11 protein-coding genes are annotated in these 14,800 nt (G+C 67.6%); 2 read left to right on the forward strand and 9 right to left on the reverse strand.

Annotated features, from left to right (window positions below):
* Positions 1 to 2: 2 nt before the first annotated feature.
* From DEJ48_RS02530 to DEJ48_RS02570, 9 genes are all read right to left on the reverse strand, one after another.
* The gene (locus DEJ48_RS02530) at positions 3 to 1,832 is read right to left on the reverse strand and encodes a non-ribosomal peptide synthetase (RefSeq protein ID WP_150214058.1); all 1,830 of its coding nucleotides are present in this window, start codon (positions 1,830 to 1,832) and stop codon (positions 3 to 5) included.
* Positions 1,829 to 3,034, reverse strand: coding sequence for a pyridoxal-phosphate-dependent aminotransferase family protein (locus DEJ48_RS02535; protein WP_150214060.1), 1,206 nt, complete (start codon positions 3,032 to 3,034; stop codon positions 1,829 to 1,831). The genes DEJ48_RS02530 and DEJ48_RS02535 overlap by 4 nt, the downstream gene beginning before the upstream one ends.
* Positions 3,035 to 3,115: 81 nt before the next feature.
* On the reverse strand, positions 3,116 to 4,420 hold the full coding sequence (locus DEJ48_RS02540) for an MFS transporter (RefSeq protein ID WP_150214062.1): 1,305 nt from the start codon (positions 4,418 to 4,420) through the stop codon (positions 3,116 to 3,118).
* 43 nt (positions 4,421 to 4,463) lie between these two features.
* Positions 4,464 to 4,673 carry an MbtH family protein gene (locus DEJ48_RS02545; RefSeq protein WP_317850897.1) on the reverse strand — a complete coding sequence of 70 codons (210 nt, stop codon included), beginning with the start codon at positions 4,671 to 4,673 and terminating at the stop codon, positions 4,464 to 4,466.
* Positions 4,674 to 4,719: 46 nt separating this feature from the next.
* On the reverse strand, positions 4,720 to 6,063 hold the full coding sequence (locus DEJ48_RS02550; protein ID WP_150214066.1) for a condensation domain-containing protein: 1,344 nt from the start codon (positions 6,061 to 6,063) through the stop codon (positions 4,720 to 4,722).
* Positions 6,060 to 9,290, reverse strand: a complete 3,231-nt coding sequence (locus tag DEJ48_RS02555) for a non-ribosomal peptide synthetase (protein WP_150214069.1) — start codon at positions 9,288 to 9,290, stop codon at positions 6,060 to 6,062. The genes DEJ48_RS02550 and DEJ48_RS02555 overlap by 4 nt, the downstream gene beginning before the upstream one ends.
* 65 nt (positions 9,291 to 9,355) lie before the next feature.
* Positions 9,356 to 10,387 carry a guanitoxin biosynthesis L-enduracididine beta-hydroxylase GntD gene (gene gntD, locus DEJ48_RS02560; protein WP_150214071.1) on the reverse strand — a complete coding sequence of 344 codons (1,032 nt, stop codon included), beginning with the start codon at positions 10,385 to 10,387 and terminating at the stop codon, positions 9,356 to 9,358.
* A gap of 61 nt (positions 10,388 to 10,448) precedes the next feature.
* The gene (gene vioD / locus DEJ48_RS02565; RefSeq protein WP_150214073.1) at positions 10,449 to 11,567 is read right to left on the reverse strand and encodes a capreomycidine synthase; all 1,119 of its coding nucleotides are present in this window, start codon (positions 11,565 to 11,567) and stop codon (positions 10,449 to 10,451) included.
* A gap of 257 nt (positions 11,568 to 11,824) precedes the next feature.
* A complete protein-coding gene (locus DEJ48_RS02570) occupies positions 11,825 to 12,550 on the reverse strand; it encodes a nitroreductase (protein ID WP_150220901.1) in 726 nt (241 codons plus the stop codon).
* A gap of 132 nt (positions 12,551 to 12,682) precedes the next feature.
* Between DEJ48_RS02570 and DEJ48_RS02575 the strand changes: the two genes are divergently transcribed.
* Positions 12,683 to 13,276 (forward strand): TetR/AcrR family transcriptional regulator, encoded by a 594-nt coding sequence (locus DEJ48_RS02575; protein ID WP_150214075.1) that lies wholly within the window; start codon positions 12,683 to 12,685, stop codon positions 13,274 to 13,276.
* Positions 13,277 to 13,497: 221 nt separating this feature from the next.
* On the forward strand, positions 13,498 to 14,730 hold the full coding sequence (locus DEJ48_RS02580; RefSeq protein WP_150214077.1) for a cytochrome P450: 1,233 nt from the start codon (positions 13,498 to 13,500) through the stop codon (positions 14,728 to 14,730).
* Positions 14,731 to 14,800: the final 70 nt, after the last annotated feature.

Here is a 14,800-nt window from a genome sequence, read left to right on the forward strand (position 1 = left end):
GGTCACCGGCCACTGCCCGGCTTGCCCACCGCCGTGACGTCCGCCGTCGCGCCGGCCAGCGCGGCCACTCCGCGTACCGTATACGCGCCGAAGACCTCGCGCGGACCTAGGCTGATGCCCAAGTGTTTGCGGATCCAGCTGATCAGCCGCAACATGAACAGCGAATCCCCGCCCAGGTCAAGCAGGTTGTCGAGCACACCGATCTCGTCGAGGCCCAGGAGCTCCGCCGCGGTGGCGCCGATGCGCCGCTCGATGTCACCTGTCGGCGGCACGAACTCGGTGGGCAGGTCGGGCCGGCGCTTCGGCGGCTGCGGAAGCATCGCGTGGTCGATCTTCCGATGCGTCGTCAGCGGAAACTCGTCCAGCCGGATCAGCGCTGAGGGGATCAGATGGGTCGGCAGTTCGTCGGCGAGGAAGGAACGCAGCTCACCGGCGCTCACCTTGTCCGGATCGGCAGTCACGTAGCCGATCAGACGCTGCTCACCCGACGTGTCCCGACCGGTCGTGACCAAGGCTTGGCGCACCGCCGGGTGCCGGTCGAGCGCGGCCTCGATCTCGCCCGGTTCGACGCGATAGCCACGTACCTTGACTTGCTGGTCGCCGCGTCCGAGGAATTGCAGCCGACCGTCGGGAAGACGGCGTACCCGGTCGCCGGTGCGGTACAACCTGGCCCCCGGAATCCCCGAGTAGCGGTCTGCGACGAACTTCGCCGCGGTGACGTCCGGCCTGCCCAGGTAACCGCGTGCCAGTGAGTCACCACCGATGAGCAGCTCGCCCTCGGTATCGGCGGGAACGAGTTCGAGCCGCTCGTCGACGACGTACATGCGGGTTCCGTCGATGGCATCGCCTATGGACAGCACCCCGTCCTTGGGTGTCTGGCCGGGCGGCACGCTCCAGTACGACGCGGTCGCGGTGGTCTCGGTCGGCCCGTAGACATGCACCAGCGGAAGGCGGAAGCGGTTCCACTGCTGGACGGCTTCGGGCATGACGCGGTCTCCGCCCATGACGACCGTGCGCAGGGACGGGGGCAGTGCCCCGCCGGTGTCCACGAGGTGGTGGACCAGCAGGTGCCAGTGCGCGGTCTGCATCTCCAGCAGCGTGACGTCGTGCGCGGTGAGGAAGTCGAGCAGGGCCTCCACCGGGGAGAGCGCGACCCGGTCGGCCGGGAACACGCTTGTCCCGCCCTGCACGAGTGGGGGGAACAGCTCCTCGAGTGAGGCGGAGAACGCGGCAGCGGCCAGCATCAGGTAGCGGTCACGCGGCCCCATGCCGAACTCGGCACTCGCGGCGGCCGCGAGGTTCGCCAGGCCCAGGTGGGTGATCATGACGCCTTTGGGCGCTCCGGTGGAGCCCGAGGTGTAGATCACGCAGGCCAGATCGTCCGGTGCGGCTGCGGGGGCACCCGGACGGGGAGCCGAGCGCCCTCGGTCCGGGGCAAGCGTGGTGACGGGCAGGCTGGTCGGCCCCTCATGCGCTGCGTCCACGAGGAGAATCTTGATGCCGGAGTCCTCGGCGAGGAAACTCTTGCGCTGGTCGGGGTAGTCCGGGTCGATGGGCACGTAGGCCGCTCCCGCACGCAGCACGCCGAGGATCGCGACCAGCAGGTCGACGGAGTGACGCATCATGACGCCGACGCGATCTCCGGGAAACACTCCCGCCTCCACCAGGCGCGCCGCCATGTGCTCGGCTTCGGCGGCGAGTTCGGCGTAGGTCAGCGCCCGCTGTGCATCCTCGGTGGCGGGGGCGTGCGGCGTCACCCTCGCATGCTGCTCGAGCAGGCTCGGGATGAGCTTCGGCGCGTCGTCGCGCGCTGATCGAACGTCGGCGTTCACGCGGCAGACTCCTCAGGGTTGGACGACATCGACGTCAAGGGGCCTGCGGCGGCGACAGCCTGCTCTGACATCAGCTTCAGAACGGGTGTGACGCCACTGCCCGGCAGCACCGGGGCGCCGAGGGCCGCGAGCCCGGTCTCGAGTGCGGCCAGCGCGGTGACCAGGTCGAGCGGGTCGACATGGCCGCAGTGACCGATTCGCACGACTTGGTCCGCCAGTTCTCCGTTGCCGGTGGTCAGCTGGACACCTGTGTGCTCGACCACCGCATCGACGACAGATTGCGCGCCCACTCCGGGTGGTGTGAACGCGGCCGTCACGATGCCGTTGCGCGCCACTTCTGGGGTCAGCAGCCGGAGTCCGAGGCCGCGCAAGCCCGCTCTGGCCATCCGGCCGAGCTCCGCATGCCGCCGCTGACGCCGCTCCATGCCTTCGGCGAGTACCTGTTCCAGCGCCGCGGACAACTGGAGCAGCACGCCGATCGCCGGCGTCCAGGGGGTACGCGGGATGGAGTGGTTCAGGCCGTCACGCGTGATGGTCCAGTCGAAATAGAACCGCGGATGCCTGGCCTCGGCGTGCCGGCGCCAGGCGCGCTCACTGACCGAGACGAAAGAGACCCCCGGCGGCGCCATCAGCGCCTTCTGGGTCCCGCTGACCACGACGTCCAACCCCCACGCGTCGGCCTGTATGTCGCAGCCGCCGACCCCGGAGGCCGAGTCCACGATCGTCAGCACGTTGCGCGTCGCTCGCCCGAAGGCCTCAAGGTCGGTGACGACGCCTGTGGAGGTCTCGCAGTGCACGACGATCGCGGCGACGATCTGCGCGTCGGCCTCCAGACAGGCCTCGACGACGGCAGGGTCCGGCTCACGACCCGGTGCGACGTCGAGCACGACGGTCTCGAGGCCGTAAGCGCGGCACAGTTCCACCCAGCGCCTGCCAAAGGCACCGTTGTCCACCACGAGGACCTTGTCCCCTGGACCGAAGAGGTTTTGCACCGCGCTCTCGAACGCACCGGTGGTGCTTGACGTGAAGACCAGCACGTCTCCCGCGGTACCGAGCACCTGCCTGAGCCCGTCGATGATGCGTGTGAAGACGCGAGCGAAGTCCTCGGTGCGCTCGTCGACCATGGGATGCGTCGCCGCCGCGATGACCGCGGGCGGCAGCGGGGTCGGACCGGGTATGGCCAATCTGTCCTTGTAGATCATCTTCCTGGCTCCTTCGTGCCGCGGTGGTCCGGCTTCGTCAAGGCTTGTCCGCAGTCGAGTACCGCTCGGGTCGAGCACCGCTCAGCCGACTGTCGCCTCACTGCCGCTGTCCGGTACGTGCGGTTCGTCCTGCACCTGTAGCTCCGGCGGCTCGACCTTGGACAGGGCAAGGGCGAACAGTGCCGTGCCCACCACCGCGACCACGGCACAGCCCACCAGCACCGGGCGCAGGCCGAACAGGATGCCCAGGGGGCCGGCCACGGCGAAGCCGACCGGCTGGGCGATCTCCGAGGCCATCAGGTCGAAGGCGGCCACCCGGCCGAGTACCTTGCTCGGTACGGCTCGCTGCATGAGGGTCTGGAAGAACACTCCTTGCAGGCCGATCGCGCAGCCGGAGAGCACCGCGGCACCCGCCACCACCACCGTCGGCACGCCGGAGCCCAGGGCCACCGCCTCGAAGACGATCAGCGGTGGCAGCCACGCTATGAAGACCACCGGTCGCTTCGGCTTGATCCGCGAGGAGGTGAACTCCGCGCAGAGCACGCCGATGGTCATGCAGGTGCCGATGACACCCCAGGCCGCGGGACCGCCCAGATGGGTGTCGGCCACCAGCGGGCCGAGGACCGCGAGGGGGGCCAGCAGGACCATCGAGAACAACGTCCACTGCAAGGTGAGCAGCCAGAGCCAGGGGCGCTTTCGAAACTCCTGCCAGCCTTGCTTCAGCTGCGTGACCGTCCCGCCTTCGTGATCCGGTTCGGCTTCGCGCCGGGCGGGGATCTTGGCGAACACGAGGCAGAGGGTGATGACAGCCATCAGCACGCTCTCCACCAGGAAGGCGGCTCCCGAACCATATGCCGCCACGACGAATCCTGCCGCCGCAGGGGCCACCGTCCAAGCCAGTGAGGAAAAGGCGCCGACTAGCGCGTTGGCTTCGTCCAGGTCTTCTCGCGCAACGATGTCCGGCATGATCGCCATGCTGGCCGGGCCGAACAGCGCGTCAGCGCCGCCGTATACGACGGCCAGAGCGAAGAACCAGGCGAGGGTCGCGGTATCGGTGAGGAGCCCTATCGCCAAGGTCGCCGCCGCGGTCAGGCGTACGATCGACGAGACGACGAGCAGAGCGGCACGCGGAAAGCGGTCCGCCGCGACGCCGGCGAACAGCGACAAGGCGAGCGAGACCGCCGCCTGAACTCCGAGGACGAGGCCGAGGTCACTCGCAGAACCAGTGGTGTGGAGGATGCCGAAGCTCTCCGCGACCGGCAGGAAGCCGTTGGCCATGCTGGAGCCGAGACGGGCGGCCAATAGGCAGGTGAAGTTTCGGTTGGTCAGCAGCCTTCTGCGTTTGCTTCGGCGCCTTATTTTTTCGGAGACCTCTACATCGCTCATTGCGTCTCTTTCCGCGCGTGCTGGATTCAGGTCCGAGGGGTGCTCAAGAGGTTGTCGCCTCGACCAGGGACTTGGGCCGCATGTCCGTCCAGTTCCGTTTCACGTACGCCAGGCAGTCCTCTCGCCCGGATTCGCCGTGCACCACGGTCCAGCCGTTGGGCACGGTGATGGCGGCGGGCCACAACGAGTGCTGTCCCTCAGCGTTGACCAGCACCAGGTACACACCGTCTTGGTCCTCGAACGGATTCGCCACTGCTTTCACTCCCATAGGTAAGTCGTCGAAATTCGTCAGCGACCGCTCAACTCGATATGCGTGGCACGTCGACCGTGCTGATCGGCACATCCGGGTCCGCGGCAAGAGCGGCCAGCATTCGCCGGTAACCGTCGGCCACGTGCTGTGCGGTCTCCGGTTCGAACAGGTCGAGCTGGTACTCCAGGAGCGCATCCATCCCCGCCGGCTCCTTGTCCAGGCCGAAGTTCTCCCGCAGGCTCAACGCCAAGTCGAACATCGAGCTGCCGGCGTCGATGTCCAAGGGCACATCGGTCAATCCGTCGAACTCGAGCCCGGCGTCGGTGTTGTCCGCCAGGGTCAACATGACCTGGAAAAGCGGGTGCCGGGTCCGCGAGCGGGCAGGGTTGAGTTCCCTGACCAGGTGATCGAAGGGGATGTCCTGGTTGTCGTAGGCATCAAGGGCGACGGCCTGGACCCGCTTGACCAGGTCCCGCAGACTCGGGTCGCCGGAGACGTCCACGCGGAACACCAGCATGTTGACGAAGTACCCGACGAGATCGGTCAGCGCGTCATCCATGCGGCCGGCCACGGGTGAGCCGATCGGAATGTCGGCGCCCGCACCGAGCTTGCTCAGGAGCGCCGCAAACCCGGCCTGCAACACCATGAACATGGTCGCGTTCTCGGCACGGGCGACCTCGGCCAGTGCCGTATGCAGATCGGCGTCGAGGGTGAACTCGATCGTGCCCCCGGCGAAGTCGGACACCGGTGGGCGCGGGTGATCCGCCGGCAACCGCAGTTCCTGGGGAATGCCGTCGAGCACCGAGCGCCAGTGCGTGAGCTGTCGCGACGCCAGGCTGTCCGGGTCCTCCTCGCTGCCCAGCAAACGCCTCTGCCAGAGTGCGTAGTCGGCGTACTGGACAGGCAGCGGCGGCCAGTTCGGCTCGCCGCCACGGCGCCGTGCCGCATAGGCCCGGGCGAGGTCCCGCGTGAGCGGTCCGAGCGACCAGCCATCGCTGACGATGTGATGCATCGATATGAGCAGCACGTGCTCCTGCGGCCCCAGTGCGAACAGCCATGCCTTGAGGGGCAGGTCGCGCACAAGGTCGAACGGGTGCTCCGAGGCCTCGTACATCGCCGGATACAGCTCTGCCTCGGCAAGCTCCTCGTACTCAAGGCTCACCGCGTACTCCGAGATGTCCAGGACGACCTGGTGCGGCCCGCCCGCACCGTCCCGGATCACCGTGCGAAGCGATTCATGTCGCTGCACGACGTCCCGCAATGCCTCCTCAAGGGCTGTGCGGTCCAGCTGCCCCGTCAGCCGCCAAGCGAGCTGCATGGTGTACATCGAGTTGCCCGGATTCATCTGATGGATGAACCACAGTCCGAGCTGCCCGAACGACAGAGGGATCATGACTGGTCCCACACGGCGCTCTGCCGTTGATGGCTCGGGACGAGTGCCGGCCGAGTGATGACGGCGATCTGACCGGAGTCGATCTGCGCCGCGAGCAACGCCGCGGTGGGCGCCTGGAACAGGGCCTTGATACCGATCTCCACGCCCATGACACCGCGGATCCGGCTCAGCAGACGCACCGCGTGCAGAGACTGGCCGCCGAGTTCGAAGAAGCTCTCGTCCACGCCGACCGCATCGAGGTCCAGAACCTCGCAGATCAGCTTGCACAGTTGCTGCTCGCGCGCGGTGCCCGGGCTGCGATCGGGGACGGACGTACGGTCGTCCGGCGCAGGCAGGTTGCGCCGGTCCACCTTGCCGTTCGTGGTCAACGGCAGGTTCTGCAGGCGCACCACGGCAGACGGGACCATGTACCCGGGCAACCGTGACGCGGCGTGGGCGAGGATCTCCTCGTCGGGCGCCTCGGCCACTACGTAGGCGACGACTTGCCGCAGCCCCGGCCTGTCCTCGCGCACCACCACGGCGGTCTGTTCCACCTCTGGGTGTGCTGCGATCACGTTCTCGATCTCGCCGAGCTCGATCCGGAAGCCGTTCATCTTGACCTGGTCGTCCCGGCGCCCGACGAACTCGAGATTGCCGTCGTCACGCCAGCGGGCCCGATCTCCGGTGCGATACATCCGTCCCCCGGCCGGACCGAAGGGACAGGCGACGAAACCGGCCGCAGTGAGGTCGGGTCGGCTGAGATATCCGCGAGCCAGCCCGGCGCCGCCGAGGTACAGCTCGCCCGCCACGCCCACCGGCAGCGGCCGCAGGGCCTCGTCCAGGACGAAGATCTGGGTGCCGGCGATCGGCCGGCCGATGGGAGGCGGCTCGTTCCCCTCGTTCCCCGTCAGCGGGCCGATCAGCGTCGCGCACACCGTGGCCTCGGTAGGTCCGTAGGCGTTGAACACACTGCAACGCCCGGACCAGCGTGCGGCGAGGTCGGCGGTCAGGCTCTCCCCCGCAACCACGATCGTCAGGTCCCCGGGCAGATCCTCGTCGGGGGAGAGCGAGGCGAGTACTGACGGCGGCAGGGTCACGTGCGTCACGGTCTCTCGGACGAGCACTGCTTCGAACGAGCCCCCGACGAAATCGTGCAGGCCGGGGACGAACACCGCCGTGGCCCCGCTGAGCAGGGCCATGCAGAGCTCCGAGACGGAGGCGTCGAAACTCGGACTGGCGAATTGCAGGACCCTGCTGTCGGACCGTACGCCGAATGCCTCGATCTGCGCGCCGGAGAGCCCGGCGAGGCCCTCGTGAGTGACCGCCACACCCTTGGGTCTCCCGGTCGAACCGGAGGTGTAGATGATGTACGCCGGGTGCGCGAGGGTGAGGGGGTGCGACCGCTGTGCGTCGGAGAGGTTCGATGCGTCCGTGCCCGCATCACACCCGGTCTGCTGTTCGTCGAGGATCAGGATCGGCGTCGTCCAGGGCTGGGCCGTGGCGCCGGCGGCATCGGTCAGCAGCAGGGCGGGACGCGCGTCGCCGACGATGTACTCGATCCGCTGGGCCGGGTAGGCCGGGTCGAGCGGGAGGAACGCGGCACCCGCCTTGCTGATCGCGAGGAGGGCCAGGACGAGGAGTGGGCCGCTGGGCAACGCGACCCCCACCAGCTCCTCGGGTCCCGTTCCGCGGGCGATCAGAGCTCGGGCAAGCCGGTTGGCCCGCTCGTTGAGTTGCCGGTAGCTCCACCGCAAGTCGCCGCAGGAGACCGCGCAGGCGTCGGGGCGCCGCGCGACCTGGGCCTCGAAGAGCGAGGGCAGGACGACGGGATCGTACGATGCGCCGTCCCCGCTCTGCCGCGTCACCAGCAGAGCGTGCTCCTCCTGCGAGGCCAGTGGAATCTCGCACAGCGGCCGGTTCGGCGAGCGGACCGCGTTGGCGAGGAAGGTGGTGTAGTGCGTGGCGATGCGGCGGATCGTCTCCGGCCCGAACAGGTCGGTCGCGTACTCGATTTCCGCTTCGAGTCGGCCGTCCCGCTCGACGACCTCGATACTCAGGTCGAGTTTGCTGGCCGTGCGCGGTGGCGGTGCGGCGCCCTCGATCGTCACTCCCGCGACGTGCAGGGACTCCTCAAGCGCCTCGTCGTAGACGAACGCCGTCTGGAACAGCGGATTGCGGCTCGGGTCGCGTGGCGGACGAAGTCGCTCGATGACCTTCTCGATCGGCGCTTCCTGGTGGACGAGACCTTCGATGGAAGCCCGGCGTACCTGGTTGACCAGGCCGAGGAAGGTCTGGTCTCGCTCCGGGCGTACCCGGAGGGCCAGGACATTGACGAACATGCCGATCATGTCTTCGGTGCCCGGCTCGGTCCGACCGGCCATGGGGGTGCCCACCAGCATGTCCTCTTGGCCTGCGTACCGGCCGAGAACGGCGGCCCAGCCGGCGAGCATGACCACGTAGGGGGTGACGCTCCAGCGGCGGGCCGCCTCCGCGAGTTCGACGCCCAGCGAAGCCGGCAAGGTGAAGGAGTGGCTGGCGCCATGGAAGCTCATGCGTGCGGGACGCCGGTAGTCGGTGGGCAGTTCAAGCGCGAGGGGCGCGTCCCTGAGCTGGGTGCACCAGTGCTCGATCTGACTGTCCAACAGGCCCTCGGCGAGCGAGCGACGTTCCGCGACGGCGTACTGCCCGTAGGCGACAGGCAGCACGGGGAGCTCGGGTGTGCGGCCCTCGGCCCCCGCGGCAAGAAGTTCGGCGAGTTCCTGGACCAACACGCCGGCCGAGACACCGTCGAAGATCAGGTGATGTATGTCCACCAGCAGGCGGTGATCCGCGGGACCGAGGCGGTACAAGCCGAACCGCACGAGCGGTCCGTGCAAGAGGTCGAACGGAGCTTCCGTCGCGGCGCTCACCCGCTCGGTCATCTCCTGCTCAGAGGCCACATCCTGTTGATCGAGCCTTACGGGGCGGGCAGGGGCGACGACGAACCGGGGCGAGCCAGAGGCGACGGACACCACGGAGTGCAGCACTTCGTGCCGTTCAACGATCTGGGTCAGAGCCACCTCGAGCAGCCCGGGGTCCAGCTCGCCGCGCAGGGCGAACACGACCGGGGCTCCGTAGTGCGAGCCGGCATCGGCGAGCTGCTCGGAGACCCAGATCCGCTCCTGTGCCAGGGAAAGGGGGAAATCCAGGTCAACGCGGCGGTCCTGGCTGTCTTTTGGTTGCGTCGCGGAGTCTTGGGCAGTCGACATTGACGTCTCCCAGTCGTTTCCGGGTACGGTCCGTCCGGCCCCGTGGGCCGAGGCGCTGTGGGTCGTCAATGGATCACTCGCGCGTCGTGGCTGGTTCTGCGATCGCGCGACTTGCGCAGGTCGCGCGCCACGTTCAGCCTCTTGAGCCAGCGGTCCGTGCCGTCGAAGCGGGCCGTGAACGGCACCCTGCCGTGCACGATCTTGTAGTTGTCCAGGAAGATCAGTTCACCCGGTTCGAGCACGTAATCCCGTATGTTGCGGTCGACTTCCGCGACGATGGCCTTCATTGCGCGGGCGCTGTCCGGGTCGGCGTATGCGTCCTCCATGAAGAATGGATCGATGCGCAGGTAGGGTGCGTCGCGGTCGCCGAAGAGGATGGCGACGCGGTCGGGCACGCTGTCCTTGGCCATGATCCATTCGTAGCTGCGCGAGAGCAGCTCGCGTTCGCGCGTCGACATCTCCCGGCTGTCTTCGTCGTGGTGCGGCAGATGCGAGCGGTCGGGCTTGATCGGGTACCGCTCCTGACCGAGCAGGTCCCTGATCTCATCAGTGAGCTCGAGGTCGTCGACCGAGGCGAAGGTCGTCGCCACCCGGTCGTGGTTGCGCAGGCAGGCCAGGCCGAGGTAGTCGGCCCGCAGGGGGTGGAAGGCCTCCTCGGTGTGCCAGGTCAGCAGTTCTTCGCTGCCCGAGCCGAGCTGCTCGTTCTCGTGACCCTTGATCGGGAAGATGTCGTGCATGATCCGGCCGTCCTGCTGTGTCGCCCAGGCGATGGGGTCGCCCAACAGGGACGCGCAGAGCATGAAGTACACCTCCGCGGGGAGCGTGGACGCCCGGCCGACATGGGTGCGCCAGTGCTCGGGAGTGGGCCCGACGGCGACGTCGTCGATCCGGAAGCCGCGGATGGACAGCACGCCACCGGACGCCTCCAGGCGGAACGCGTTCAACTCGGCCCGCAGTCGCTGCGGCAGTTCGTGTGCGTACACCGCGCACTGCCGGACGAACTCCGGGTCACTGACCGACTGGAACTTGGCCGTGAGCGAAGTGAGTACTTCGTTGACTGTCTTCAGCTCGATGTCTGAGAGTTCGATGCTCTGCATGTTCGTCAGGGTTCCTTTCCGCCTCAGGGTTGGAGGCTCGCCTCAGGGTTGGAGACTTGGCTCACGGTTGGAGACTTGCGGCGAACTCAGCGCCCAAAATGTCCAGGCCTTTGCTCAGTTGGCCGCGATCGCCGCCGAAACCGAGCCGGACGCGGCACGGGTGGTCGAATGCCCGGCCGGGGACGAGCAGTACGTTGCTGGTCTCCCCCAGCCGCCGGCACAGCTCGGTCGTGTCCCGCCACGGGCGCAGTCGCGGGAACGCCGTCACTCCGCCCAGGGGCAGCGGAAGGTCGACATGGTCCTCGTGCCGCGCGGCCCAATCGGCCAACAGGCGCCGATTTGCCTTGGCGTTCTGCAGCCGGGGAGCGATGAACACGTCCGCACGCTGTACGACGCGCAGCGCTATGTACTCGAGAAGCGGGGAGAGGCTGAGGGTGATGCGGTCGCGCAGGTTGGTCATCGCCCGCAGCAGCTCCGGGTCGGCCATGCACCATCCGAATCGCATGCCGGGCAGACCAAAGGCCTTTGAAAAGGTTCCGATCGACACGGTGCGCGGATAGGTCAGTCCGGGGTCCGGCAGCGGTGCGTCGTCGTAGACCAGGTCCGTGAAAGCGCCGTCCCACAGGAGATGGGCGTCAACACTGTCAGCAATCTCCAGCAGTCGCCGGAAACCAGGAAGGTCGAGTGTCGCGCCGGTCGGGTTGTGCGGAAAGTTGACCACAATAACCTTGGTGCGCGCGGTGACGATCCTCGCGAGTTCCTCCACGTCAGGCCGGAACTTGTCCTCCTCGCGCAGCTGCCAGCGCAGGACTTCGCACCCCATGGACTCCGCGACGGAAACGTGCGAGTGGTAGGCCGGGTGCAGGGCGACGACTTGGTCGCCTGGTTCGAGGAGGGTCTGGAGCGCGACGTAGATGGCCTCGCTGCCGCCGTGCGTGAGCATCACCTTGTGCGCGTCGCCGTCCCCCCAGCGCGAGGCGATGGCCTCGCGCAGGTCGTCCCGGCCCAGGCACGGGCTGTCCCGGAAGACGATCTCGTCCAGATCACCGGGCTCGATGCCGGCGAGTTCTCGCACCTGTCCGAGGGAGTAGTCAAGAACTCCACTCGACCCGATGTCTATCGCAGCGTCATGATAGTGGTCGCGCATCCAGTCTTCGAGCAATGCCCCATCAAAATTCATCGTTCTCCAGAACCTTGTCCTCGCGACCCTGCAACCGCGACCCCATACAGAGATCACAAGAGGTAAGTAGATTCAGTTCGGCAGAAATGCCGATCTCGCGTTTCTGGTCCAATGACTGTGATTCCTCAAACTCCCGGGCCGAACAGATCGAGGGGGTGAGGTCTTCTGCGGAGCAATGTATGTCCTCCCCGATATGGGGAGTTGACAGATATTGCCCGCTGCGGGATCTGCGTTGCTGCCCATGCGTCGGGTGGACTCTAGGCGTGGAATGTGGTGGTCGCCGCCAGGTCCGCCCGGCCGGCCGCGACCCGATTCACCGGCGCGCTCTCGTCGGCGTAGCCGAAGGAGATCCCCACGAGCAGCTTCCCCTCGTCCACTCCGAGTTGGTCGCGGACGGTGTCGGCATAGAAGCTGAGCAGGCCCTGCGGGCAACTGGCCACGCCGTAGCCGGTCATGGCCAGCAGCAGCGTCTGCAGGTAGGCGCCGGCGTCGGCGGCAAGTCGCGGCCCGCCGTCGCCGGTGACGAACAGGAACGCGGCATGGGGCGCTCCGTAGAAGCCCAGGCTCTCCGCGTCGTAGGCCGCTCGAGCCGGGTGGTCGTCGGGGCCGATGCCCAGCGCTCCGTACAGACCGGCACCGAACGCGGCCCGCCGTTCCCGGTGTACGGGGCCGTACATCTCCTCGGAGTACGGGTAGTCGGCCGTGACGCGTCGCTCGGCGTGGGCCGTGCGCAGGGCGTCGGCGAGACGGTCTCGCCGTGCGCCACCGACCACCTCGACCCGCCACGGCTGCGCGTTGGAATTGGACGGCGCGGCGCCGGCCAGGGAGAAGACCTCGCGCAGGATGTCCTCGGGTACCGGGTCGGGACGGAATGCGCGGGTCGCGCGGCGCCCGCGGATCAGCTGCTCTGCGTACTCCGACGTTCGCGTCCCGCCCGGCTGTGTCCCGCTCGACTGTGTCCCGCCGGTGGGTGCCTCACTCATGCGTGTCCGGGTGCGGACCGGTCCGCTCATGGAACTCTCCTCAGGATCGGCAAAGTAAACGTGATCGTTTACTTGAGGCGGCACTATAGCCAGCCGACTCCTCCGAAGTAAACGGGAACGTATACTTACGTCATGACCACGACGACGACGGCGTCTCGACGGCCGGGGCGCGGAGGGCGGGAGCGCATCCTGGCCGCCGCGGCCGGACTGTTCGCGGCGCAGGGGATCAACGCGACCGGCATGGAGCAGATCGCGGAGCGGGCGCCGGTGTCCAAGCGCACCCTCTACGCGCACTTCAGGACCAAGGACGAGCTGGTCCTCGCTCATCTCAAGGACCTCTCCTCGACGGGACGCACCCTGGAGGGCGTGCTGGCACGCGAGGACATCCCCGCCAAGGAGCGGATCCTCGCGCTGTTCGACCCGCCCCCGACCGGCACGGATCCCGTGCGCGGATGCCCGTTCATCGACGCCGCCGCGGAGTTCCCCGACCCACGAAATGCGGTCCACTCCTACGCGCGCGAACAGAAACTGCTGATGGTGCGGCTGGTGACCGACCTGGTGACGGAACTGGGCTGCCGCGAGCCCGCCGTCCTCGCCGAGCAACTCGTGACCCTCGCGGACGGGGCCGCCAGCCGCGCCATGGTGCTGGGCGAGTCGAACTACGGCCGGCACGCGCGGACAGCGGCAGAGACCCTCCTGGAGAACGCGCTGCCCACCACGGCCTGACGGGCCCCAGCGAAGCCACGACTCACCTCCGGCAAGCCCCAACTACCAAACCCAACTACCAAAGGCCAACCACCAAACCCCGCCGAAGAATCGAGGCTAATTCCGGAGGCCCAGAATAGGCTGTTGTCGATCGTTGCCCGATGTTCGATCAATATTGCTGCGTCATCTGCCGTCGCCGATTCGACTGTTAGGGTTTCGGAGCGCTATTCCGAGCAAACTCCGTGACAGCGAAGGTGATTTCCTTGGTGGACATGCGAGCAGGTTTCGACTACGACAGCCACGACCCGGCGATAGCCGTCGACCCGTTTCCGACCTACGCGAAACTCCGCGAATCCTGCCCGGTGCAGTGGAGCCGCGCCTGGGACGGATATTGGGTCACGACCGGCCACCAGGAGGTCTCCTCGGCGGCCCGCGAGGCCCGGACCTTCCAGACCGCGCAGGACAGGGCGGACGGCACGGTGCAGGGGGTGACCATTCCCTCACTCGGGCAGAGCAACCGGATGATACCGCTGGAACTTGACTCGCCGGAGTGCCTGAAGTACCGCAAGCTGATCTCCGTTTTCTATTCCCCGAAGCAGGTCGCCGCACGTGCCGGCGAGGTCCGGCAGTTGGCGGCGGCCTGTATCGACGAGGTGATCGAGCGCGGCGAGTGCGACATCGTTCTGGCGATGACCGAGAAGCTGCCCAGCATTCTGACCATGCGGGACATCGGACTGCCGGAGGAGCGGTGGTTCGACATCGACTCGCTGCTCTACCGGGCGCTTTTCGCCGCTCCCCATGATCCGGCTACGGCCCGCGAATGCGCGCAACTGATCTGCCTGGAACTGGTGGAGGCACTCGACACCCAACGGGACGGCGACAAGCGGGGGTTGCTCGGGCACCTGGCGGCCAGTGAGGTGGACGGAGCACCGATACCGGACGACGACATCATCTCGATGATGTATTTGCTGCTGCTCGGCATCCATCCGACGTCGAGTGTGACGGCGATCGCGCTCCGTACCCTCGCCCAGCAACCCGAAATGCGGTCCCGGCTGATGTCCGACCGCTCGATGATCCGCACCGCCGTGGACGAGTTCCTGCGGTGGGTCTCGCCCGTTCAAGGCACGGGCCGGATTGCCGCCGAGGACGTCGAGCTCGGCGGGCAGCGCATCGCCCGGGGTGAGCAGATGCTGCTCGGGTGGGCCGCGGCGAACCGCGACGACTCCGTCTTCCCGCACGCGGACCGGATCGACCTCGACCGCGACGCCGGCCGCCACCTCGCTTTCGGTGCCGGCCAGCACTATTGCGTGGGCGCGGCCATGGTGCGCGAGATGTTCACGGCGATGCTGGAGGAAGTGTTCGACCGGATGCCGGACTACACCGTCGCCGATGACACCGCGATCGAGTGGTTTCCGGATCTGACCCCCGTATACGGGATCAAGGCTCTGCCGATACGGTTCACGCCCGGCCGATGAGCGCACCGGAGACCCGGTCCTGACGCGGGGCCGGGGACGGGGGACGACCCCGGCCCCGCGTCCCTGGCGG

The sequence above is a fragment of the Streptomyces venezuelae genome (genome assembly GCF_008642315.1).
GTDB lineage: Bacteria > Actinomycetota > Actinomycetes > Streptomycetales > Streptomycetaceae > Streptomyces > Streptomyces venezuelae_D.